Here is a 23,929-nt window from a genome sequence, read left to right as displayed (position 1 = left end):
GCATGAATACCCCAAAAAATGGTTCTCATGCCACGCTACAACCAGAAGTAGATTTGTCTATCCTACCTTCTATTTATATAAATCAGCCCGCGTTTGCGGCACGGCTGATATCCCGCGCTTGCGTCTGGATGCCAATGTCTGGTTGATCTGTACGGTCCCGCGTTCGAATGCCAGTGCGCAGCCGGTGAGGTAAAGCAGCCAGAGCCGGGCTTTGGGTGCACCTACTTCGGCAATTGCTTCATCAAAGCGTGCATGCAGCCGGTCAGCCCATATGCGACAGGTTTTGCCATAATGTTCGCGCAGATTTTCCGCATCATGCACTTCGAAACCATGACCTTCAAGGTTCTCGACAGTCATGCCAAGATGATCGAGTTCGCCGCCCGGGAAAATATACTTCACCAGCGCCAGATGCTCTGCACTCTTGCGACCGAAGGCTTTTTTATTGCGCTTCATGCGACGGGTGATCGCGTGGTGCAAATAAAGCCCGCCCGGCTTCAAAAGCCTGTGCACGCTCGAATAATAAGTATCGTAATGCGCGATACCAACCGCTTCGAACATGCCGATAGACGAGATTTTGTCAAAGCGCATTTGCGGGTCCTTTGCCAATTCCTCATAGGATTTGACATGGATCGTAATCTTGTCCTCAAGACCTTCCGCCTTGATCCGTTCCCGCGCCAGCGCCGTCTGCGCCTCCGACAGGGAAACACCTGTGCCGGTAATACCGTAATGTTTGGCCGCATAGATCAGCATGGCACCCCAGCCGCAACCAATATCCAAAAGCCGCTCTCCGGGCTTCAGGCGCAGCTTGCGGCAGATCAGTTCGAGCTTATCCGCTTGCGCCTGATCGATAGTGTTGTTCCAGTCCGTGAAATAGGCACAGGTATAGACCATGCGATCATCGAGGAAGAGCTGATAGAATGCGTTCGAGACATCATAGTGATGTGTGATCGCCTCTTTATTCGAGCCACTGACATAGGGATTTTTGCCACCGAGGCCGGATGATCCTCTCTTGCCGCCGCTCAAAAGCAGCGCAGGAATGTCCTTTAACAATTGCCATTTCGGCAATGCCTTGATCTTCTCTTTCAGCTTGCCCTTTGGCCCGCGCTCGACAAGATCGAACAATGTGCCATTCTTTACATCGATCTGACCGGAAACCCACAATTCGACAATGGAACCAATGTTCGGCTTGAGTGCCAGCTGGCGCACGGTCATCGGGTCATTGATCACCAGCACAGGCCCGTCAGCACTATCGCCAATACGGGTGCCATCCCACAGTTCGACCGAAAATTGCGGTTCGATCAGATCAATCACGGTGCGGATAATTCGCGCTGCCCGGTGCTCAGCTGCCATTTCTTGCCTCCAGGCACTGAAACAGTGCTTGCATAAATACGAAACCTGATTTGCTCTAAGCAGGTTTCTGAAAACTGTCCAACGGTTTTGCGGTAAAATCCTCGACAAAGAAGCTTGCAGAAAGCCCATTTGCAATCGAACCGGCGCACACGGATGATTTTTCTCTTGAAATCCGCCAAAAGCCACCCCATTCTCTTCGTGTGTTCAACGAACGTAAAGGAGGTGATCCGATGTCTAGTGATTTCGATATGTGCCACAAGGCGTCTGATGCTACTCTGCGGAGATCATCTCTCCGTTGAAAACAGCAGCCCGGTCGCGACCGGGTATAGGCCCTTAGGCCAGACGGAATTACGGGGCCATCCTTCAAGGGTGGCCCTTTCCTTTTGGGGTTGTTGCGGGGCGTTCCCTATAGCGCAGATTTGTTGACATGGGCAGTGAGCCCGACATTGAGCGCCTTCAAAACTGCAAGTGTTGTTTCAAGGGTAGGATTGCCATTTTCGCTCAAGGAACGATAAAGCTGCTCGCGCGCAAGTCCCGTCTCCCTGGATATTCCAGTCATCCCTTTTGCTCGCGCGACGACGCCGAGAGCATGCGCGATATAGGCAGCATCATTTGTGTCCAATGCCTCCGTCATAAAAACAGCAACCGCTTGATCGGAAGTAAGATCTTCTGCCGGATCATAGTCGTAAAGTTTTTCGGCCATTTATTCGCTCCACTCTTCTGCAAGACGCTTCGCCATTTTGATGTCTCATGCCTGAGTACTTTTATCGCCACCACACAACAGAATGACAATCACGTCGCCTCTACGCTGGAAATAAATCCGATATCCCGGCCCTTCATGGATGCGCAGTTCACCAACACCTTGGCCTACCGGTGCTACATCACCAAAATGGCCAAAAGAAAGACTGTCGAGTCGAGAGGATATCAATGCGCGTACTCTTGGATTTTTAAGACCCAATCGCCATTTTCTGAAGGTATTTGTCTGCTTCAACTTCGTGGTATTGATTTTTTTTAAATTACATATTGTCAATATAAGATCACTGTAATCGGATACCTGTTTAAACGACACCAACTCGCGATTGCAGAGGAAGTGCTTTGCTTCCGATTTTAATAATGATACCACCTGATTTGCCTGAAAATGGTGCATCTCGCCTTTTAAAAAGGCATTCCCTTTTGAAAGACTGAACAATGTCGGTGGTTACAACTCAAGAAGCCGTGCCGCAGCATGCATGGCGTGATGAAATTGTGGCGATGCTCACCTTGAGTTGGCCCATCATCCTGACCAATGTCGCGCAGGTCGCGATGACCGCTACCGACGTGATGATGCTGGGCTGGCTGGGTCCGCATGCGCTGGCTGCAGGTGCTCTTGGTACAAATCTCTATTACGTCCCGATGATTTTCGGTCTGGGCCTCATGACGGCAACAACGCCAATGATCGCACGCGAGCTTGGGCGTAACCGGTTTACGGTGCGGGAAATCCGTCGCACCGTACGGCAGGGTTTGTGGATCGGCGTCACCATTTCCATACCGATTTGGCTTGTTCTGTGGAACGCAACACCCATTCTTCTGGCAATGGGACAGGATGCCGATTTGGCTCAGGAAGCCGGCACTTATGTTCGGGCGCTGCAATGGGCCGTGCTGCCATTCTATTTCTATATCGTCTTGCGCTCATTCATGGCCGCATTGGAGCGTCCCGGCTGGGCGTTGGTCATCGCCTTCCTGGCCGTTGGTTTTAACGCGCTGGCAAACTATGCCCTAATTTTCGGCCATTTCGGATTTCCCAAGATGGGCATTATCGGTTCAGGAATAGCGACTGCTCTCTCCTCGGTCCTGATGTTTTCCGGCCTTGTGGCCGTTATTTCGCTTGATCGGCGGTTCCGGCGCTATCGGCTTTTTGGTCGCTTTTGGCGCGCCGACTGGCCGCGTTATGCGCAATTGATGCGATTGGGCCTGCCGATTGCTGCGATCCTGAGCTTTGAAGTTACAATCTTCAATGCTGCCGCTTTCCTCATGGGCATTATCGGGCCAAGCTCCCTTGCTGCGCATGCCATCGCCATTCAGATCGCATCCATAAGTTTCATGGTCCCGCTTGGCTTTGGGCAAGCGGCCACCGTGCGGGTCGGTCGTGCCTATGGCGCGCAGGATTCCGACGGAATTAAAAGAGCCGGCTGGGTCGCCTTCACTGCCGGTACAGGTTTCATGGCGCTTACCGCCCTGTTGATGATACTGGCACCTTTACAGCTCATCCGCGCCTTCATCGATATTCATAATCCGGCCAATGCCGAAGTGATTGGTTTGGCCATATCATTTCTGGCTCTGGCTGCCCTGTTCCAGATTTTCGATGGCGCGCAGGCGGTTGCCAGCGGCATGTTGCGCGGTCTGCATGATACGACTATTCCGATGGTCTATGCCGCGATTGCCTATTGGGGGATTGGCCTGCCCCTATCCGTAGCCTTTGCCTTCTGGCTGGGCATGCAGGGCGTTGGAATCTGGCTAGGCCTTTTGAGCGGCTTGGCCGCCGCTTCTGTGCTGCTGCTGGGTCGCTGGCTAAGACGAGAGAAGCTCGGAATCGAGATTATCCGCTAGCATCGGACCGAAAAGTGAATCCCGGTTTTCGGGTAATCCGACGCTAAAACAAAAGGATAGATCGCCATCTTGCGTCCGTGAGGGCGCCCGGCGATCTAAAAATCGATTGTCCGGCCTTTGATCTCCCAATCGCCAAATCGGGCGGGATCCTTACCACCTCGTCCGCCGATTTCGCGGGGCTGATCAGATGCAGCTTTTTCCGCCGCATGCCGCGCTTCAGCTTCCTTTAATGCCCGTTGCGCTGCCGGTGGCAATTGGTCAAAACTTGGACGCGGGCGCTGGTCGTCATTATCGGCCTGCGGTGGCGTGGATGACTGTTCACCAAAATTGGACGGGGTCATGTTATACTCATTCCGAATATACTGATCATTGAAGCTTGCGATGCGAAACCCCATCATATAGGCGGAATAAACGCAATAAAAGGAATAACCTTGACTATCCTGCTGTTACTGGAAGAGAGACTTTTATCATGAACGTAATGCGCACAGGCATGCTCCTCGCCTTCATGACAGCGCTCTTCATGGGCGTAGGGTTTCTCATCGGAGGAACCGGCGGCATGATGATCGCCTTTGTTGTAGCTGCGGTCATGAACCTTTTCAGCTATTGGAATTCCGACAAGATGGTGTTGCGGATGCACCATGCTGTCGAGGTCGATGAGGCGAATGCGCCCGAATATTACGGGATCGTGCGCGATCTTGCAGCCAACGCCAATCTGCCCATGCCAAAGGTTTACCTGATCCAGAATGCGCAGCCCAACGCATTCGCGACCGGGCGCAATCCTGAAAATGCCGCTGTTGCGGCCAGTACCGGTCTTCTGCAAGCCCTGTCCCCGCAGGAAGTCGCAGCGGTCATGGCACATGAACTTGCCCATGTAGAACATCGCGACACACTGATAATGACCATCACGGCTACGCTGGCTGGTGCCATTTCCATGCTTGGCAATTTCGCCATGTTCTTTGGGGGCAACCGCCAGCAGAACAATAATCCTGTCGGGTTTATCGGTATTATTATCGCCATGATTGTTGCGCCCTTTGCTGCGATGATTGTTCAGATGGCCATAAGCCGGACGCGCGAATATGCGGCCGACCGGCGCGGCGCGCAGATTTGCGGCAATCCTCTGTGGCTTGCTTCTGCGCTGAACAAGATCGCGCGTGGCGCAAAACAAATCGTCAATGAGGATGCCGAGCGCAATCCTGCCTCCGCGCCCTTATTCATCATCAACCCCTTGAGCGGTCGTGGCGCGGATAGTCTGTTTTCAACCCATCCGGCCACGGAAAATCGTATTGCAGCGCTGGAAGCCATGGTGCAGGAATTTCGCCAGGCTCAACCTGCGCCGCAGCAGGGACGTCCCGTTCAAGCTCCCGCAGAAGACGAAGTGGAGGACGACCGCCCTTCGCCCTGGGGCCGCAATGGCGGTGGGCGTAAAGGCCCATGGGCATGAGTGTGGAGCACGGTACGAAACGGCCATTCGGTAAAAAGCCAAAAGATTATATCGACGCTGAAGACCGTCCGGGTCTTGCTGCCCGGCAATGCGCGACGCGGCTTCTAGGGGCTGTGATTGAAAAACATACGTCGCTCGACGGGCTGACCGATAATCATAATGGCCATCCGCAATATATGGAGCTTGAAGACCGGGACCGTTCGCTTGTGCGGGCGATTCTCGGTGCTGCCTTGCGTAACCGCGGTACGATCGAGACAGCGATCGGCCAGATGATCGACCGGCCATTGCCTGAAAATGCCGTGGCCTTGAAACATCTGCTCCACGTTGCAGCAGCCCAGATTCTTTATCTGGATATTCCCGATCGCGCTGCCGTCGATCTTGCGGTGACCGCTGCGAATAATGATCCGCGCAATCGCCGTTTTGCCTCAATGGTCAATGCCGTTTTGCGCCGCCTGTCCCGTGAGAAAGATACATTCAAAGCGGGCGCCAGCAATGTGCCAGAATGGTTCGAAGAGACACTTATTTCCGCCTATGGCAAGGATAAGGCGAAAGCCATTCTCGACATCCAGGCGAAGGAGCCTCCCATCGATCTGACGGTCAAGGGTGACCCCGCAGAGTGGGCGGAAAAGCTAGGCGGCATTGCTCTGCCCACAGGGTCGGTGCGGCTTGGTACCGTTGAGGGCTCACTGACTGAACTTCCCGGTTTTACGGAGGGCGATTGGTGGGTGCAGGACACCGCAGCCAGCCTTCCCGCCAAGCTCTTTGGCGATATTAAAGGCCAACGCGTTGCTGACCTTTGTGCAGCGCCCGGCGGCAAGACAGCACAATTGGCCCATGCAGGCGCTAATGTTACCGCGCTTGATCTTTCCGCCAACCGGCTGAAGCGTCTGCGCGGCAATCTTGAACGTTTGGGCTTGGTAGCTGAAACCGTTGAAGCCAATCTTTCTGCTTATAATCCCGCAGAACCATTCGACGCCATTCTTCTTGATGCCCCGTGCTCTTCGACAGGCACAGTTCGCAGGCATCCGGATGTGCCTTGGACGAAAACGCCGGAGGATGTGCGCAAGCTTGCCAATCTTCAGGCGAGACTGCTTGATCATGCGGTGACCATTGTTCGTCCGGGCGGGATTGTCGTGTTTTCCAATTGCTCGCTCGACCCGCTTGAGGGTGAAACTGTTTCCCGTGATCTTCTTGCAAAGAACCCCGCCATTGAACTCGTGCCCGTAACGAAAGATGAGGTCGGCGGCCTTGCGGAATTGATCACGGCGGAGGGATTTGTTCGCTCGACGCCAGCGGACCTGCCCAATGAAAATCCCGCCCTTTCCGGCATGGACGGCTTCTTTGCAGCACGTTTTCGCCGAAAATACTAAAATTTTAACTCTTCTGGCCGCATAATTACTGACTGTCGGCAAATTCGAAGCAATAACAATATGGTCGCGTTGAGCGAAACACCGCAACTATGGGGACTTGCAACAGCGCAGCTTTGGCGCCGTTTTCGCAGACGTGTGCGTATGGGCCCGCTTTACCGCTGGCGTTTTACCGGCTTTACGCCCGAGCGTGTGCTCATAGCACCGCAAGATTTACGCCCTGCCGATCCGCAGCTCGCCGAAGAGTTTTACCATGGCCGTTTCGCGCTTGCTGGCCGCGTGGTCGAGACCGGCGGACGCTCGCCCTTCCTTGTCGAGCCACCCAATGCCGCCTGGCAAGCTGCGCTGCATAATTTCGGCTGGCTCCGCAATCTGCGTGCAGCAGGTACAGAACTTGCAACCGCAAATGCCCGCGCGCTTCTCAGTGACTGGATCACCACCCATGGCCGCTCGATCAGCGGACCTGCCTGGGCACCCGAGGTCACGGCCCAGCGCATCATAGCCTGGCTGCAGCACTCCAACCTTATTCTGGCCGGTGCAGAACTTCGCACCTATCGCCAATTTATGCGCTCACTTGCCATGCAGGTGCGTTATCTGCGCACCATGGCCGCCGTTATGGATGATGGCGAAGAAAAGCTGCGTGCGCGCATCGCCTTGGCTCTTGCCGCTCTGGCCCTGCCCGTCTCTTCAAGCACCAGCCGCTCGGCTCGCCGCAATCTGGAATTGGAACTTGTTCGGCAGATATTACCCGATGGCGGTCATATCTCGCGCAATCCGCTGGCGATTCTGGAATTGCTGGCCGATCTGCTGCCCCTGCGCCAAACCTATGCCAGCGGGCAGGAAGCGCCGCCTAAAGCGCTCATCGAAGCAATCGAGCGCATGCTGCCTGCATTGCGCTTCTTCCGTCATCATGATGGTAGCCTGGCGCTCTTCAATGGCGTTGGCGCGACCATGCCGGAACGGGTAATCGCCGTGTTACGGCACGACGACATTGGCGGCCTCCCGCTTATACATGCCGCTCATTCCGGTTACGAACGCCTTTCCATGGATTCGACAACCATCATTGCCGATACTGGCCTTGCGCCGCCCGTTACGGCATCACGTGACGCACATGCGGGTTGCCTTTCCTTTGAAATGTCCTCCGGGCGCAGTCGCTATATCGTAAATGCCGGTGTAGACCGTTACGGACCGGCGGAGTTCCGGCCCTTGGCACGCTCCACCGCAGCGCATTCGACAGCAACGATCAACGACACATCGTCCTGCCGCTTCAGCAACACATCCGGCCTTTCGACGATGATCGGCACGCCCATCATTGCGGGCCCGAGCAAGGTCAATATTGAGCGGATTGAAAAACCGGGCGTGATTGGCTTTGTTGCAAATCACAATGGCTATGTCCGCCCCTTTGGCATTTACCACGAGCGCCAGATTGTTCTGTCGCACAATGGCAGCGTGATCGAAGGTATCGACAGTTTCTTTGCTGCCGGACGCAATCCCTTGCGCCACACCGGAGCAGAAGAAATCGTCATCCGTTTTCACCTGCATCCATCCGTGAATGTCAGCGTGGATGATCACGGCCTGATTGTGCTGCAAGCCGATAATGACGACATCTGGATGTTCTCATCGACGATCCAGCCCTTCGTCGAAGATTCGCTGTTCTTTGCCGGTTTTCGCGGACCCGTGAAAACCCGGCAGATCACGCTTTCAGTCAACGCTGCCAATCGCCCGGAAGTTGAATGGCAATTTACCCGCACGACCCTCGGTGTTTACGGCTGATCCGAATTCACCGAATCTTGTATGAGCAAGAGGCGACAAATGCCCGCTGATCGGCTATACGGAACTTAACGCCATCGCCGCATTTTCCGGCACAATCCCATTCTCAGATATATTATCAGGAGCCGATCATGGAGTATCGTCAGCTTGGCCGTTCCGGTCTTAAAGTATCCTCGCTCAGCCTCGGAACCATGACTTTTGGCGGCAAAGGCAATTTTGCCAAAACCGGCGACACGGATCTTGAGGGTGCAAGGCGACAGGTCGATATGGCACTCGATGCAGGCATCAATCTGTTCGACACCGCTGACATCTATTCGAACGGCGCATCCGAGGAAATCCTTGGCCAAGCTTTAAAGGGCAAGCGCGATAGGGTTCTCGTTGCGACCAAGGCGCGTTTCCGCATGGGCGAGGAAATCAACGATGCGGGCCTGTCGCGCTATCATCTTATCCGTGCTGCCGAAGTGAGCCTGAAGCGTCTCGGCACAGATCACATTGATCTTTACCAACTCCACCAGTGGGACGGTATGACACCGCTCGACGAGACCCTCGAAGCACTGGACACACTCGTTCGTTCGGGCAAGGTTCGTTATGTTGGTGTCTCAAACTTCTCTGCGTGGCATCTGATGAAGGCTATGGGCGTTGCCGCACTGGAAAAATTCATCGCGCCGGTTAGTCAGCAAATTCACTACAGTCTCGAATCGCGAGACGCAGAATATGAACTGATCCCAGCCACACTCGATCAGCAGCTTGGTGTACTCGTTTGGAGCCCGCTCGCCGGAGGATTGCTTTCGGGCAAGTATCGCCGCGGCACTCCTACGCCGGAAGGTACGCGTCAGCTTGCCAATTGGGGGGAACCACCTATCCGCAACGAGGAACGCCTTTATGATATCATTGAAGTGCTGATTGGCATTGCTGAAGCCCATAAGGTTTCGGCGGCGCAGGTAGCACTCGCATGGCTTCTTGGTCGCAAGGGGGTGACATCTCTCATTATCGGCGCAAGAACGGACGCGCAGCTCGCAGATAATCTTAAAGCTGCCAACCTGGTGTTGACTGCCGATGAGCGCGCAAACCTCGACAGAGTAAGCCAGCCACCATTGATCTATCCTTATTGGCATCAGGCACGCACTGCATCTGATCGCCTTTCTGCGGCAGATCTATCCCTCATCGAACCTTACCTCAGCAAGTAAAAAGGTCCGGCGGAGGGAGGCCACCGGCAGAGAGAACATAATGGCCTATTCAAACAAGCCCGCCGATCAATCTGATAAATCGGAAGTGGCAGCGGCAGAGCCCAACGGCTTGTCGCCTGCCCTGACCTTCCTGTTTGCCTTCGCCTGCGGGGCGATGGTTGGAAACATCTACTATGCTCAAGCACTGATCGGACTGATCAGCGACGATCTCAATCTGCACGGCGGGATGGCGGGCTTCATCGTTACGGTAACCCAGCTCGGTTATGGCGCGGGACTTCTGCTGCTCGTCTCGCTCGCGGATCTGTTCGAAAACCGGCGTCTCGTGCTGCTCACTCTCGGCGGCACGGCGCTGGGTCTTGCAGGCGCTGCAGTGTCCGGCTCTGCAACCACCTTTCTTATTTCATCCTTCGCCATCGGCTTTTTCGCCTGTGGTGCGCAGGTGCTTGTGCCCTTTGCCTCCCATCTTGTTCCTGCTGCCTCACGCGGCAGGACTATCGGCAACGTGATGGCGGGCCTTTTGACCGGCATCATGTTGGCGCGGCCACTGGCCAATCTGGTAGCGTCGGAATTTGGCTGGCGCGCCATCTTCTGGATATCGGCAGCCGCAATGCTGGCAGTACTTGTGCTCCTGCGTATTGCCCTGCCGCAACGCCAGCCGCAGGGTGGAATGCGCTATGGTGCGATCATCAAATCCATGTGGCACCTTTTGATCACGACACCAGCCTTGCAGCGGCGCGCCTTTTACCAAGGGATCATTTTCGCCAGCTTCAACTTGTTCTGGACTGGCATTCCGCTGCTTCTGAGCGAACAGTTCGGGTATAGTCAGCGCCAGATTGCTTTGTTTGCATTGGCAGGCGCAGCCGGTGCTCTTGCCGCGCCCATTGCTGGCAGGCTGGCAGATCGTGGCTATACCCGCCAAGGTACAGCTATCGCGATGGTAACGCTGACCCTGTGGTTTTTGATTGCCGGCTGGGCAGGCACTGCCATCTCAATTGCCGCATTGGTACTTTGCGCGATTTTCATCGACAGTGCAGTTCAGACCAACCAGATTCTTAGCCAGCGCATTATCTTTTCATTGAATGACGCGGCACGCGGACGGCTCAATGCGGTCTATATGACCATCGTCTTTCTGCTTGGCTCGAGCGGATCAGCGATTGCCGCCGCCAGCTATTTTTATGGCGGCTGGTGGGCAACCTGCATGACCGGTGCAATCATGGGGCTTATCGTTCTCGGGGCCTTCGCTACAGAAAAAGCCTCCAAATCACCCGTGTGAACTTGTGCAAAAAGGTAGGATTCCGGCTCGGCCTGTGCTAACGGCCAAGCCAATCCATTGACCCCTACGAAATTTAAGGACGAATCCATGGCCGTCGCCGCGAAATCTTTTCCCGCTCCCAATCTCCATCCGGTCAAGCGGGCGCTTATTTCCGTTTCCGACAAGACAGGCCTGACTGCGCTTGCTCATGCGCTGCATCGTCATGGCGTCGAGATCCTCTCGACTGGCGGCACATCCAAGGCGATTGCCGCCGAAGGCATTCCGGTACGTGATGTTTCCGACATTACTGATTTTCCCGAAATCATGGATGGCCGCGTCAAGACATTGCATCCCAAGGTGCATGGCGGCCTGCTTGCGGTGCGCGATGATCCCGAGCATGTCGAGGCGATGAAGGCCCACGGCATTGGCGAAATCGATCTCGTGATTATCAATCTTTACCCATTCGAAGAAGTCCGCCACTCCGGTGCCGACTATGCCAATATCGTGGAAAATATCGACATTGGCGGCCCTGCGATGATCCGCGCCGCCGCCAAGAACCATGCCTATGTCGGCGTTGTTACCGAAACCGGCGATTATGACATGGTCATTGCAATGCTGGACAAGCATGACGGTTCGCTGCCCTATTCTTTCCGCCAGAGCCTTGCTGCCAAGGCCTATGCGCGCACAGCCACCTATGATGCAGCCATTTCCGGCTGGTTTGCCGAAGCGCTGATGACGGAAACACCATCACGCCGCGCGATCGGCGGGCATCTCCATTCGGTCATGCGTTACGGCGAAAACCCACATCAATCGGCTGGTTTTTATCTCACCGGCGAAAAGCGCCCGGGCGTCGCCACGGCAACCCAGCTACAGGGCAAGCAGCTCTCCTATAACAATATCAATGATACCGACGCGGCGTTTGAACTGGTTGCCGAGTTTGATCCCGCCCGTACATCCGCCGTTGCCATCATCAAACATGCAAATCCATGCGGCGTGGCTGAAGGCGCGACCTTGAAGGAGGCCTATCTGAAGGCCCTCGCCTGCGATCCGGTTTCCGCATTTGGCGGCATTGTCGCGCTCAACAAGACGCTGGATGCGGATGCCGCTGAAGAGATCGTCAAGACATTCACCGAGGTCATTATCGCCCCTGATGCGACGCCCGAAGCGCAGGGCATTGTTGCGGCCAAGAAAAACCTGCGGCTGCTTGTGACAGGCGGCCTGCCTGATCCGCGCGCTGGCGGCATCAGCGCCAAGACGGTCGCAGGCGGCCTTCTGGTTCAGTCCCGCGACAGTGGCGTTGTTGATGATCTTGATTTGAAGGTCGTCACCAAACGCGCTCCAACCGAGGCCGAAATGTCAGACCTGAAATTGGCTTTCCGCATTGCCAAACACGTGAAGTCCAATGCGATTGTCTATGTGAAGGATGGCGCTGCGGTCGGCATTGGCGCCGGTCAGATGAGCCGCGTGGATAGCGCCCGCATCGCTGCCCGCAAGGCGGAAGATGCTGCCGAGGCTGCAGGCCACACAACGCCACTTACAAAAGGCTCGGTCGTTGCGTCAGACGCTTTCTTCCCCTTTGCCGATGGTTTGCTTTCCGCTGTCGCGGCTGGTGCAACGGCTGTGATCCAGCCAGGCGGTTCAATGCGCGATGATGAGGTGATCGCCGCTGCAGATGAACATGGCATCGCCATGGTCTTTACCGGCATGCGCCATTTCAGGCACTGATCTTTGCGGCTGGATATGGCGTTCTTGCAAGGATCGCCAGACCGATGAGCAAAAAGATCATGATCATCGCCATGCCAAGACGTGGCGATCCACTGAGCACCGTTACGGTCGCTACCATGAAGGGCGCTAGAAAGCTTGTCGCCCTTCCTGACAATGCATAAAGGCCGAAATACCGCCCCGCTTCGTCAGCGGAAATACTACGCGCCATATAGGAGCGCGATGAAGCCTGCACCGGCCCGAATGCGATGCCTATCAGCAGTCCGAAACCGATATAGGCTTTTTCCGCTGGCGTACCGAACAGGCCACCAGTGTCAACACCAGGCAATTGCAGCAAGCCAAAAAGCGTATAGCCGGGTCCGGTCGAAACAATCCCAAGCGTCGCGATGGTAAGCGAGATCAGCGATGCGATGACCACGGTTTTTGACCCGAACACTGTGTCAAACTTGCTGGCGGCAAGGCAGCCGAAAATAGCCATGACATTCAGGATAATCCCGAAAATCCCGATCTCCGCTGTTACCCAGCCAAACATCGTTGCAGCGAAGGCCCCGCCAAGGGCAATCAGCGCATTAACGCCGTCCTGATAGATCATGCGCCCGACGAGAAAGCGCACGATACCCGGCCTCTGCCTTGCTTCCTTCAAGGTGGATTTCAGTTCGCTCAGACCAGCGCGCACGGCCCTGCCCGCTGGCAAGTCCTTCAGGGAATCCGGCGTAAAGAAAAACATGGGCAGGATAAAAATCAGATACCAGAGCGCCGCCAAGGGGCCGGTGGCCCGATCCCCTTCGGAAAGACTTGGATCAAGCCCGAAAATAGGGCTCGCCCCGAGAAGGGTCTTTCCCGTTTCCGGGGAGGCAGCCATGAAAGCCACGACAAAGATCAGCACAATCATCCCGCCAAGATAGCCAAGACCCCAGGCAATATTGGAAATACGACCAATGTCTTTTTGCGCCACCAGGCGCGGCATCATGGAATCGTTGAACACGATGGAAAATTCGGCGGCAATGGAGGCCAGCGAAAAGAAAAACAGCGGTGCTATCAGTCCTGAACCCGGCTCGGCAAACCATAGCATGCATAGTGACAGGATTTTGACAGCAGCGAAAAAGCCGATCCAGGGTTTGCGCCGTCCGGTCTGATCCGCAATTGAACCGAGGACCGGCGATAATATGGCGATGAACAGGCCGGAAATAGCGATGCCATAACCCCATGCTGCCTGCCCCATTGCAGGATCGGCAGCCATGCGCGAAACGAAATAAGGCCCGAAGATAAAGGTCGTTACAACTGTGAAAAAAGGCTGCGCCGCCCAGTCGAAAAACATCCAACCCCAGATACCGCGTTTTGGTGCTTGTTCCATGCAGACTCCGGTGATCGGAAGATCAACTTCGCAAATCTATGGCACTGGTTATCTCTCCCCTTGCGGGAGAGATAGGATTTTCCTGGATTTAGCCTCTTTGTTAAATCCTTGGAAAATCCAAGTGGGGGGATAGTTCGATGGACACAATCCCCTCACTTGTAATTTCTAGCACTTAGCAAGAGCTAAGATGCGGAAATCACATTCTCCCCCACAAAGGGGGAGATAGCCACCTCCAAATCACGACAAATCAGACAGCAGCCCCGCTGCGACAGCCAGACGTGACACTGTAAGATCACCGGTTTCGACGATATTTGCCATGCGCTGGCGCACTTCATCCAAACGCGAACCCCGGCTTGCCAGCCATTCCTTGGCTGGGTCGGCCTTCTTGCCATGCTGGGTCAGTGCTGACACCGCAATGCCCCGCCGCGCCTGACTGATCAGATCTGTGGCCCGGGCAAGCGCCAGACCATCATAATAATCAGCAACAGATACGCTGCGTGCAGCATCCTCGATGCGGCCAATACGGAACGCTTCCGAAATATCGAAGTAGGCTTTGGCCGCGGCGGCAATATCGACATTGGCCGCCTGCGCCACTGCTGCGATATCCGGGATGATCGGCGCAATTTCCAGACGCGCCATCTGTTCCGCAAGCGCCTGCGGCGCACCAAGCGCAACATTATTGGCCGTATCTTCACGAATGAGTGCCATCATCGTTACTGGCAGAAGCTTGTCGAGCCGTGGCAACAGCGCATTGCGACCAGCCTTGATCTCAGCAATAGCGCCTCCAAGGTCGGCACTCTTGCGATTGCGCAAAACCCAGGCTGTCGTCCAGTTCAACATCTGCGCAACCTTGGCGTAAAGCCCGTTCTGCACATCGCCCGGCATGAGATTATCCAGGCGATCAATGGCGTCGAACAGACCGTCCACTTCAAAACCATCGCGAACGATGACATAGGCACGAACGATTTCCGGCCCCGATTGGCCGGTCAGGTCCGAAAGCCGGCTGACAAAGGTCGGTCCGCCCCGATTTATCACATCATTGGCGAGCTGCGTTGCAATGATTTCCCGGCGCAGGCGATGCGTACGTATTTCGTCGGCAAAGCCTTCCTTCATCTGGATGGGGAAATACTCCATCAGCTCGCGCTCAAAATAAGGATCATCCGGCAGATCGCTGGCCAGAAGCTGGTCCGAAAGCACGATCTTGGCATAAGCCAACAGCACGCCAAGCTCGGCGCGGGTTAGCGGAATGCCTTCGATCTGGCGTTCCTGCAATGCCTTGTCTTCCGGCAAGGTTTCCACCTTGCGGTTGAGCAGCTTTTGCGCTTCCAGATCGGTGATAAAACGGGCCTGATAGGCAAGATCCACAATACCACGCCGCTGTGCCAGCGAAAGCGCGAGTGTTTGCAGGTAATTATTACGCAGCACCAGAGAACCGACCTCATTGGTCATGGATTCCAGCACCTTATCGCGCTTGTCACGCTTCAGCTTGCCGCTGCGCATGGCCTGCGCCAATGCAATCTTGATATTGACCTCAACGTCCGACGTATTGACGCCGGCAGAATTATCGATGGCGTCTGAATTGCAGCGGCCGCCCAAAAGGCCAAATTCGATACGTGCTTTCTGGGTAACGCCGAGATTGGCACCTTCGCCGATAACCTTGGCCCGAACATCGCTGCCGGTAATGCGGATGGCATCATTGGAACGATCGCCAGCTTCCGCATCGGTTTCGAGCGAGGAGCGGATATAGGTGCCGATACCGCCAAACCAGAGCAAATCAACCGGCGCTTTAAGGATAGCCGTCATGATTTCAAATGGTGTCGCTGTGGTCTTGCCAAGTCCAATGGCTTTTGCCGCTTCCTTGGAAAGCGTAATGGACTTTTGCGAACGCGAGAATACACCGCCGCCAGCGGAAATCTTCGACTTGTCGAAATCCTGCCAGCTGGAACGCGGCAGATCAAACAGGCGCTGCCGCTCCTTCAGCGTTGCTTTTACATTCGGTTCCGGATCGATGAAGATATCGCGGTGATCGAAGGCGGCAATCAGCTTTATCTGTGGCGACAGCAGCATGCCATTGCCAAACACATCGCCCGACATATCGCCGACACCAACAACCGTGAATGGCGTGGTCTGGATATCAGTGCCGATTTCACGGAAATGGCGCTTGACCGCTTCCCAGGCACCGCGCGCGGTAATACCCATTTTCTTATGATCGTAGCCGACAGAGCCGCCAGAGGCGAAAGCATCGTCCAGCCAGAAATCATGGGCTTGACTGATTGCATTTGCCGTATCGGAGAAAGTTGCCGTGCCCTTATCGGCAGCAACGACGAAATAAGGATCATCGCCATCAAGCCGGATGACATTTTCCGGCGGTACGACAGTTTCGCCCTGCAGATTATCGGTCACGGAAAGCAATGTCGAAATGAAGGTAATATAGGCCGCGCGCCCTGCTTCGAAGATCGCATTGCGGTCGCTTCCTGTCGGCAGACGCTTCGGATAAAAACCGCCCTTGGCACCAACCGGCACGATGACGGCATTCTTGACCTGCTGCGCCTTGACCAGTCCGAGAACCTCGGTGCGATAATCCTGAGCGCGATCCGACCAGCGCAGACCGCCACGAGCAACCGGGCCAAAGCGCAGGTGCACACCCTCGACCTCGGGGCCGTAAACGAAAATCTCGCGATAGGGCCGCGGCGCAGGCAATTCATCCAGAGCCCGTGGATCAAGCTTGAAGGCCAGGGTGACGCGTTCGCTGCCATTTTCTTCCGGCGCAAAGGCATTGGTGCGCAATGTCGATTCAATCAGGTTGAGGAATCGCCGCAAAATGCGATCATCGTCAAGGCTCGGCACACCCTGCAAGCCTTCTTCGATAGCAGCACGAAGCTTTTGCTGCGCCGATTGGGATTTTGTTGCTCCGGCCTTGTTTTTCGCAGGATTGAAACGTTGGTCGAACAAACCAAAAATCTGCTTGGCAATAGCCGGATACCGGTTCAGCGTTGCTGCAATGAAATCCTGGGAATAGGGAATGCCGGCCTGCTGCAAATAGCGGCCATAGGCGCGCAGGATGATGATCTGGCGTGATGAAAGCTGTCCCGTGAGTGCCAGCGCGTTATAGCCGTCATTGTCCGAGGCACCATCCCAGATACTGCGGAAAACCTCCTCAAACAGATCCCCATCATCAGCAAGATCGATTGGGATTTCAGATGTGCTGGTCAGTTCCATATCATGGACAAAGAGCGGGCTGCCATCGGCTGCGGGCAGAGCGAAAGTCTGCTCGCTGATGACGCGAAAGCCCATATTCTCAAGAAGAGGCACGCGCTGCGAAAGCGCAACCGCCGAACCATAATGATAGATCTTCAAGGAAGCGGCGCCCGGACCATCGGTGCGATGGCGATAAAAATCCACGAACAGCGGATTGTTGCGCGTCAGCCCGGCAATACGCCCGGCATCGACAAGCGCTTCTTCCGGTGAAAAGTTTTCACGGTAGCTGTCAGGGAAGGCCGCAGCCAGAGTGGTAAATTCCGCCGCGCCAGTGCGGTCGCCAACCTCGGCAACAGCATCCTCCCAGGTGCGGACGATAGCGCGGACATTTTCTTCCAGCACCTCGCGTTTGACCTTGGGGAAGTCATTTTCCGCATGACCTATGATAAAGTGGACGCGGGCCAGATTGCCTTCCGGAAAAGCCGGATAATAAGCCGACACATGCCCATCATAGACCGCGGCAAAATAGGACCCCATCTTTTCGCGGACAACAGAATCGTAGCGTTCACGGGGGACATAGACAATGATCGAGGCGAATCGGCCAAACGGATCAATGCGTGGCAGAACACGCACGCGCGGCCGCTCTCCCAGAGCAAGAATGATCTCGGCATTTCGGGTCAGTGTCTTGACGTCGATCTGGAAAAGATCGTCGCGTGGATAGCCCTCAAGAACCTTGATCAGCTGCTTGCCGGAATGATCTTCCCGGTTGAAACCAAGGCGGCTGATAACGCTTTCGGTCTTCGAGCGCAGATAGGGGATTTTCAGCACGGAGCGCGTATAGGCGCCTGACGTAAACAGGCCGACAAAACGCAGTTCGCCGCTGACCTTGCCTTCCGCATCATAGGTTTTGACGCCGATATAATCCATATAACCACGGCGATGCACCAGCGACTTCGTATTTGCCTTGGTGACAATCAGCGGCTCAGGGCCGGTGAGAAAGGCAATGATCTGCGGCGTGGTGGTTACGCCCTGATTGCCACGCTTGAGCACGCGAACATCCGGATCGCGTAAAATGCCAAGGCCAGGCTTGCCCGAACGTTCCAGCTCGCCCTGGCTGCCATCGCCCTGATAATCATATTCGCGGACACCCAGAAAGGTGAAATTATTGTCGCGTAACCATTCGAGAAATTCGACCGCCTCATCGCAGGCGGCTTTCTTCATCGGTGTTTTGCCGGTCTTGTAAGCCTCGATTGCATCGTCAAGACGAGCCGCCATCGCGCCGCGATCATTGACCGCTTCCCGGACCTGCTTGAGCACAAGATTAAGCGCAGCCAGCATGATCTCACGCGCCGGAGCGTCCAGCGCAGGCACATGGATCTGCATCACCGAGACGCGAGCTTCGTCCTTGCCGGGCTTATCGGGACCAGCGGCACCGATAACGGCACCGCTCTTCTTGTCCACATCCATCACCGGATGCAGCACCAGATAGACAGAGCTGACCCTCTCGCTGATCTCGCCAAGGACAGAGTCGAGCAGGAAGGGCATATTGTCATTGATCAGTGTGATGACGGTGATCGGGCGGCCATCACGGGAAACAGCACTTCCATCGGAAATATCTATGAGGGGTTTGCCCGACTTGAAGCGCCTCAGCGCATCTTCTGCCAGCTTTGCAGAAGCTGTCAGAGCACCCGCATCATAGACCGCCAGATCCTCTTCCGGAGCGCGCACAAACAGCAGTTCCTCGAAGAGCCGGACCTTGTTTTTGGCGTTTGCAGACTTTGCAGTTTTCGACGTCGGTGCGGATTTCTTCGCGGAATTTTCGCTGGAAACCATAAAATACCCCCCTGAATTCTCAAAACTGGCTAATCATAGCTATTAAATAAGGCTTTTCGACCTCAAATTGCATGCAAACGTGAAAATAGCGTGACACGCAAGAATATTACAATTCGACGAGATGATCATCGAGTTCATTGACATCTTCATGACCAATCGGGAAATGTTCCTCCAGCAGCAAACCGGCTCTCTCAATCGCCTGAAGAAATCCTGATGCAACTTCGCCTTTTTTTGCGTGATCCGTAAGCAGGCTGACAATCCCGTTCCACTCTTCCTGTCCAACCTTGGCATTGATTCCGGCATCGGCAATCACTTCCGCATAGCGCTCGGCCTGTGAAACAAACAGCAATATGCCGGTTCGCTCCGTTGTCAGGTGAACATTGCGCGCAAGAAACTGCTGAACGGCATTTTGATGCGCGCGGCGATATCGGACCTGCCGCGGCACGAGCAGCATCGTTATGCCGGGCACAAGCCAAAGCACCAGCACTGCGGTCAGGAATGCGGCAAGAATGGCAAGGCCAAATGTCGGTAGCGGTATGATGAACCAGTACCAATGTGCGGCAAGCGCGACGATCACGGCGGCGAGTAAAATACCGCATGCGGCAGTAAAACCGGCAACGAAGAAGTAGCTGTCGCTCCGCCGTGCAACCACGGCATAGATCTCGCCGCTCGTGCGACTTTCAGCAGACCGGATCGCCTCGGCAATACGTTTGTGATCAATGTCTGTGATTAAGGCCAATCTACCAGCTCCCCGATGCGCCGCCGCCGCCGGAAGAACCGCCGCCGCCCGAAAATCCACCACCACCGCCACCGCCGCCGGACGACCAGCCACCACCACCGGAAGACCAACCCCCGCTGCCGCCACCGCCATTGCGCCTTGATGGCCTTGTATCGATATTCATTCCGAGCCAGCGATATTGGCCGGGTCCGATCTTTTGCCCGAAAACCGGGGCCAATACCGCCATGCCGAAACCGCCGAAGAAAATGATGACCCATACCGTGATGAAGATCACCATGAACCAGTCGATATCGGTATTGGGCTCTTTGATATTGCGCTTGGCGCGAGCCTCAAGCTCGGCTGAATCACCGGAAAGAACCTGGACTATATCATTGACACCGCGCGCTATTCCCCCGGAATAATCACCGGACCGAAAACCGGGAATAATGCTGTTCTCAATTATGAGCTTTGACAACAGGTCGGTCAGCGTGCCTTCAAGACCATAGCCGACCTCTATCCTGACCTTGCGGTCATTCGGGGCAACGACGAGCAAGACGCCGTTATTTTCCTGCTTCTGTCCGAGTGCCCAATGGCGATAAAGCCGGTTGGAGTAGGATTCAATATCTTGACCATCGAGATCAGGCACTGTCACGACGACGACCTGATCTGAGGATTTCGTTTCAAACGCTTCGAGCTGACGTGTTATCGCTTCGCGAGTTTCAGGCTCGATGACATTTGCACCGTCAACAACACGGCCGGTCAGCGCTGGCAGCTCCGCTGCAAAGGCATGAACGGAAAAGACAGCCAGCAGAACAAGAGCCAGCCAAAGGCGACTGGCACCGGCAGCTATCGGACGCATTGCTCTCACATCAAATGCCTAGAATTTCACCTGAGGCGTCTGCTTCGCCGAATCTTCGATGTTGAAAGTCTGATAAGGCTCATTGCCGGTAAACCATATCCACGCCCAGATCATTGTCGGCATGGTTTTCAGCGCCGTATTATAGACCCGCACCGCTTCGATATAATCGCGCCGTGCAACGGCAATGCGGTTTTCCGTACCCTCAAGCTGCGATTGCAGGGCCAGGAAGTTCTGGTTGGATTTCAGGTCAGGATAGTTCTCGACCACAGCCAGCAGGCGCGACAGCGCGCCGGTCAGCTGAGCCTGATTCTCCTGGAATACTTTCATCGCATTGGGATCGGTCAATGTCTCCGGCGACACCTGGACCGAAGTGGCTTTGGCACGCGCCTCCACCACGGAGGTCAGCACGTCCTTTTCCTGAGCGGCATAACCTTTGACGGTTTCCACGAGATTGGGGATCAGATCGGCTCGGCGTTGATATTGGTTCAGGACATCGCTCCATGCTGCCTTGGCGCGTTCTTCATTGGTCGGGATCGTGTTGAATCCGCAGGCCGATAGCAGCGGGACAAGCAAGACCAGTGCCAAGACGGAAAGAACCCGTCCCTTGCGACGGGGTGCCAGCGATGAGCTCATATACAGCATAGTCCACTCTCCAATTTCTACTCGTCCCCAAGCGGCCATGACCGCATATGTGCGAGCCTAGCCATTTTTTATTCCAAAAGGAACTGGCAAAGCGCTATGCTGAGTGTGAAGCAACGGGGCCACCATGACAGGCAGCAAAAAAGACAATCAGCAGGGCAAGGAAGCGCAGCGTATCCTGCAACGTGTAGGAGATGAAACCGTTTCAAGCGGCCTTTCATTTACTGATCGCACCAAAGGCCATTTTTCGGCCAAGGACGCCGATGCTTCCGACCCTATCGAGGTTCTCGGCACACGCATTGGCAGGGCTTTGGGATTGCTTGTCGTCATTGCCATGTTTATCTGGTTTTTGATCTCGTTCTTCGGCTAGTAAAATGGACCGCCTAGGCCGCCTTTTCCCAACTCGCGCATGAGTACCCAATGAATAATCCCGCTATATCTTCCAATGCCGTCATCGTCATTTCCAGTCATGTGGTGCGCGGCTCGGTGGGCAATCGCGCTGCTGTTTTTGCGCTGGAGACACTGGGGCATCCCGTTTGGGCCGTCCCGACCGTCATCCTGCCATGGCATCCGGGACATGGCCCGGCCAAGCGGATTGTGCCGCCTGCCGAACAGTTCGACGACCTGATTGCAGATCTTGAACGCGCGCCTTGGCTCGGCGAAATAACCGGCATCATGAGTGGTTATCTTGGCAATGCTGCACAGGCCTCTTCCGTGGCCCGTCTTGTAAAAACCATCAAGGAAAAAAACAAGAAAGTACTTTATCTTTGTGATCCCGTGATCGGTGATGAAAAAGGCCTCTATGTTCCCGAGGCGACAGCAATCGCTATTAGAGACGAACTTATGCCGCTGGCCGATATCTCGACGCCCAATCGGTTTGAGCTTGCGTGGCTGGCCGGAGCCGATCTGCCTGATAACAAGGCTGTCATGCAGGCAGCGCTTCACGCGGGTCCCGCCACAATGCTTGTCACGTCAGCCCATCCCATGCTGGCAGGCGGAACAGGTAATCTTCTGATCAATCACACGCTCGCGCTTCTTGCCGAGCATCGCCTCGTCACCGGGCCGACCAATGGCCTGGGTGATCTGACTTCTGCCTTGTTCCTTGCCCGCATGCTTTCAGGAATCGAATTGGAACAGGTGCTGCAACGAACCACCGCCTCTGTTTTTGAGATCATGGCGCGATCTGCCAAGCGCGGCGCGGACGAACTCATGCTCGAAGCCGATGCCTCGAGCCTCTCTACACCAATGGCAATGGTGCAAATGCGCCGTCTGACTCATCCTACCAAGGGCATCAGGGCCTGAAGTCATGACAATCGTGCTGAAGAACCTCACAGCAGCACATGCTGATGATGTGGAGGCAATTGACGGGTCATTTCATATTAAGTCCCGCCTATTGCTTTCATCGAGCCAAAACATCGTTGATTTTACAGTTGTTCCTGCAGAGCCGCGCGTAAAACGCTACGAGCATGACAACCCTGACGATCTCGCCAGCTATATTGGAGCCGAAACCAAGGTTGCCATCATTGCCTATAACAATCAGCGGCCGGCGGGCCTGCTTCTCGTCAGCGAGAATTGGAACGGCTATGCGATTATTGACAGTATCAAGGTGGATATAAGCCACCGCAAGGCTGGTATCGGGCGAATGCTGCTTGACGCGGCAATGGAATGGGCAAGGTCACGCAACCTTTCCGGAATTATGCTCGAAACCCAGGATAACAATGTTGATGCCTGCCTTTTCTATCAGCGTTACGGCTTTATCCTGCGTGGTTTCGACACAGGCATTTACTCCGCTATTCCTGCTACCCACGATGAAACAGCATTATTCTGGTATCTGTTGTTCTAGCACCCAGCCGCTGGTGCCAGCCCAATTGAATTTTTGAGCAATCAGGATTAGAGCATGCCCATGACCCTGCTTCCCGAGAGACTCCTCACCGGTTATCGCAACTTCATGGCTCATCGCTTCTCCAACGAGACGATGCGCTACAAGCAATTGGCAGAACAAGGCCAGACGCCCGAAACCCTGGTCATCGCCTGTTGCGATTCGAGATCAGCCCCGGAAATCATCTTTGATACGGCACCAGGCGAAATCTTCGTTGTTCGCAATGTGGCAAATCTCGTGCCGCCCTATTCGCCCGACGGCGAATATCACTCCACCTCGGCCGCACTCGAATTTGCGGTGCAGAGCCTGAAGGTCAAGCATATTGTCGTCATGGGCCATGGCCGTTGCGGGGGTATCAAAGCTGCGCTCAATCCGGATAGCCAGCCATTGTCGCCGGGCGATTTTATCGGCAAATGGATGAGCCTTGTGGCTCCTGCTGCAGAAGCTGTTGCTGCCAATGAGCTGATGACGCCTTTCGAACGCCAGACCGCACTGGAACGCATCTCTATCCGCTACTCCCTGAAAAACCTTCGCAGTTTTCCCTGCGTGGATATTCTGGAGAAAAAGGGCCGGCTCACACTCCATGGTGCCTGGTTCGATATTTCCACCGGTGAACTGTGGATCATGAATCCTGAAACAGGCGATTTTCTAAGACCGGACCCGGAAGAGAACGGTGTCGCCGAGATTTCAGAGCAGAGTTAAAAAAAGCGGCCTTCGAGGCCGCTCTTTAGTAACAATCTTTAGTTTTTATCCAGCTATCAATAGGCGCGGATA

General features: G+C 55.1%; 20 protein-coding genes. 11 read left to right on the top strand and 9 right to left on the bottom strand.

Annotation, left to right across the window (positions count from 1 at the left end; all coding sequences use genetic code 11):
- Window positions 1-69: 69 nt before the first annotated feature.
- From ACTJI9_RS12580 to ACTJI9_RS12570, 3 genes are all read right to left on the bottom strand, one after another.
- Window positions 70-1,350, bottom strand: coding sequence for a class I SAM-dependent methyltransferase (locus ACTJI9_RS12580; protein WP_440808363.1), 1,281 nt, complete (start codon window positions 1,348-1,350; stop codon window positions 70-72).
- A gap of 406 nt (window positions 1,351-1,756) precedes the next feature.
- A complete protein-coding gene (locus ACTJI9_RS12575; protein WP_115054353.1) occupies window positions 1,757-2,053 on the bottom strand; it encodes an addiction module antidote protein in 297 nt (98 codons plus the stop codon).
- A gap of 45 nt (window positions 2,054-2,098) precedes the next feature.
- On the bottom strand, window positions 2,099-2,539 hold the full coding sequence (locus tag ACTJI9_RS12570; protein ID WP_440808360.1) for a type II toxin-antitoxin system RelE/ParE family toxin: 441 nt from the start codon (window positions 2,537-2,539) through the stop codon (window positions 2,099-2,101).
- Between ACTJI9_RS12570 and ACTJI9_RS12565 the strand changes: the two genes are divergently transcribed.
- Entirely contained in the window at window positions 2,539-3,936 is a 1,398-nt protein-coding gene (locus ACTJI9_RS12565) for an MATE family efflux transporter (protein WP_354343256.1), read from the top strand. The two genes, ACTJI9_RS12570 and ACTJI9_RS12565, sit on opposite strands and share 1 nt — an antisense overlap.
- Window positions 3,937-4,031: 95 nt before the next feature.
- On the opposite strand, the gene ACTJI9_RS12560 is transcribed toward ACTJI9_RS12565, so the two are convergent.
- Entirely contained in the window at window positions 4,032-4,277 is a 246-nt protein-coding gene (locus tag ACTJI9_RS12560; RefSeq protein WP_115054356.1) for a DUF1674 domain-containing protein, read from the bottom strand.
- Between the two features lie 128 nt (window positions 4,278-4,405).
- Here ACTJI9_RS12560 and htpX point away from each other — a divergent pair, with 128 nt between their 5' ends.
- The 6 genes from htpX (at window position 4,406) to purH (ending at window position 12,678) form a co-directional block, all read left to right on the top strand.
- Window positions 4,406-5,377 carry a zinc metalloprotease HtpX gene (htpX, locus tag ACTJI9_RS12555; protein WP_440808356.1) on the top strand — a complete coding sequence of 324 codons (972 nt, stop codon included), beginning with the start codon at window positions 4,406-4,408 and terminating at the stop codon, window positions 5,375-5,377.
- Window positions 5,374-6,747: an RsmB/NOP family class I SAM-dependent RNA methyltransferase gene (locus ACTJI9_RS12550; RefSeq protein ID WP_440808354.1), complete on the top strand. Its 1,374-nt coding sequence runs from the start codon at window positions 5,374-5,376 to the stop codon at window positions 6,745-6,747. Before htpX ends, ACTJI9_RS12550 begins: the two co-directional genes overlap by 4 nt.
- A gap of 60 nt (window positions 6,748-6,807) precedes the next feature.
- Entirely contained in the window at window positions 6,808-8,517 is a 1,710-nt protein-coding gene (locus ACTJI9_RS12545; RefSeq protein WP_115054358.1) for a heparinase II/III family protein, read from the top strand.
- 128 nt (window positions 8,518-8,645) lie between these two features.
- Window positions 8,646-9,701, top strand: coding sequence for an aldo/keto reductase (locus ACTJI9_RS12540; RefSeq protein WP_440808351.1), 1,056 nt, complete (start codon window positions 8,646-8,648; stop codon window positions 9,699-9,701).
- Window positions 9,702-9,741: 40 nt separating this feature from the next.
- Complete coding sequence (locus ACTJI9_RS12535; RefSeq protein ID WP_336440400.1) at window positions 9,742-10,974, top strand: MFS transporter; 1,233 nt, start codon at window positions 9,742-9,744, stop codon at window positions 10,972-10,974.
- Window positions 10,975-11,061: 87 nt separating this feature from the next.
- Window positions 11,062-12,678 carry a bifunctional phosphoribosylaminoimidazolecarboxamide formyltransferase/IMP cyclohydrolase gene (purH, locus tag ACTJI9_RS12530; RefSeq protein WP_307281147.1) on the top strand — a complete coding sequence of 539 codons (1,617 nt, stop codon included), beginning with the start codon at window positions 11,062-11,064 and terminating at the stop codon, window positions 12,676-12,678.
- On the opposite strand, the gene ACTJI9_RS12525 is transcribed toward purH, so the two are convergent.
- The 5 genes from ACTJI9_RS12525 to ACTJI9_RS12505 all read right to left on the bottom strand — a co-directional run bounded on the left by ACTJI9_RS12525 (window position 12,668) and on the right by ACTJI9_RS12505 (window position 21,270).
- Window positions 12,668-14,029: an MFS transporter gene (locus ACTJI9_RS12525; protein ID WP_440808348.1), complete on the bottom strand. Its 1,362-nt coding sequence runs from the start codon at window positions 14,027-14,029 to the stop codon at window positions 12,668-12,670. The genes purH and ACTJI9_RS12525 overlap by 11 nt on opposite strands.
- 237 nt (window positions 14,030-14,266) lie before the next feature.
- On the bottom strand, window positions 14,267-19,060 hold the full coding sequence (locus ACTJI9_RS12520) for an NAD-glutamate dehydrogenase (RefSeq protein ID WP_440808346.1): 4,794 nt from the start codon (window positions 19,058-19,060) through the stop codon (window positions 14,267-14,269).
- A 106-nt stretch (window positions 19,061-19,166) separates the two neighbouring features.
- Complete coding sequence (locus tag ACTJI9_RS12515; protein ID WP_115054364.1) at window positions 19,167-19,799, bottom strand: TPM domain-containing protein; 633 nt, start codon at window positions 19,797-19,799, stop codon at window positions 19,167-19,169.
- 1 nt (window position 19,800) lies between these two features.
- Window positions 19,801-20,637 (bottom strand): TPM domain-containing protein, encoded by an 837-nt coding sequence (locus ACTJI9_RS12510; protein ID WP_115054365.1) that lies wholly within the window; start codon window positions 20,635-20,637, stop codon window positions 19,801-19,803.
- An 18-nt stretch (window positions 20,638-20,655) separates the two neighbouring features.
- Window positions 20,656-21,270, bottom strand: coding sequence for a LemA family protein (locus ACTJI9_RS12505; RefSeq protein WP_440808485.1), 615 nt, complete (start codon window positions 21,268-21,270; stop codon window positions 20,656-20,658).
- Window positions 21,271-21,403: 133 nt separating this feature from the next.
- Between ACTJI9_RS12505 and ACTJI9_RS12500 the strand changes: the two genes are divergently transcribed.
- Genes ACTJI9_RS12500 through ACTJI9_RS12485 form a run of 4 tightly spaced genes read left to right on the top strand, consistent with a single transcriptional unit; the run spans window position 21,404 to window position 23,857 of the window.
- Window positions 21,404-21,646, top strand: coding sequence for a hypothetical protein (locus tag ACTJI9_RS12500; protein ID WP_115054366.1), 243 nt, complete (start codon window positions 21,404-21,406; stop codon window positions 21,644-21,646).
- A gap of 50 nt (window positions 21,647-21,696) precedes the next feature.
- Complete coding sequence (gene pdxY, locus ACTJI9_RS12495; RefSeq protein ID WP_115054367.1) at window positions 21,697-22,578, top strand: pyridoxal kinase PdxY; 882 nt, start codon at window positions 21,697-21,699, stop codon at window positions 22,576-22,578.
- 4 nt (window positions 22,579-22,582) lie between these two features.
- Window positions 22,583-23,119: a GNAT family N-acetyltransferase gene (locus ACTJI9_RS12490; protein ID WP_440808342.1), complete on the top strand. Its 537-nt coding sequence runs from the start codon at window positions 22,583-22,585 to the stop codon at window positions 23,117-23,119.
- 60 nt (window positions 23,120-23,179) lie between these two features.
- Entirely contained in the window at window positions 23,180-23,857 is a 678-nt protein-coding gene (locus ACTJI9_RS12485; protein ID WP_115054775.1) for a carbonic anhydrase, read from the top strand.
- Window positions 23,858-23,929 lie beyond the last annotated feature (72 nt).

The organism is Phyllobacterium sp. 22552, assembly GCF_052044585.1.
GTDB classification, from domain to species: domain Bacteria; phylum Pseudomonadota; class Alphaproteobacteria; order Rhizobiales; family Rhizobiaceae; genus Phyllobacterium; species Phyllobacterium ifriqiyense.
The sequence above is the reverse complement of the archived record's forward strand: the minus strand, read 5'-3'. Positions and strand labels throughout refer to the sequence as shown.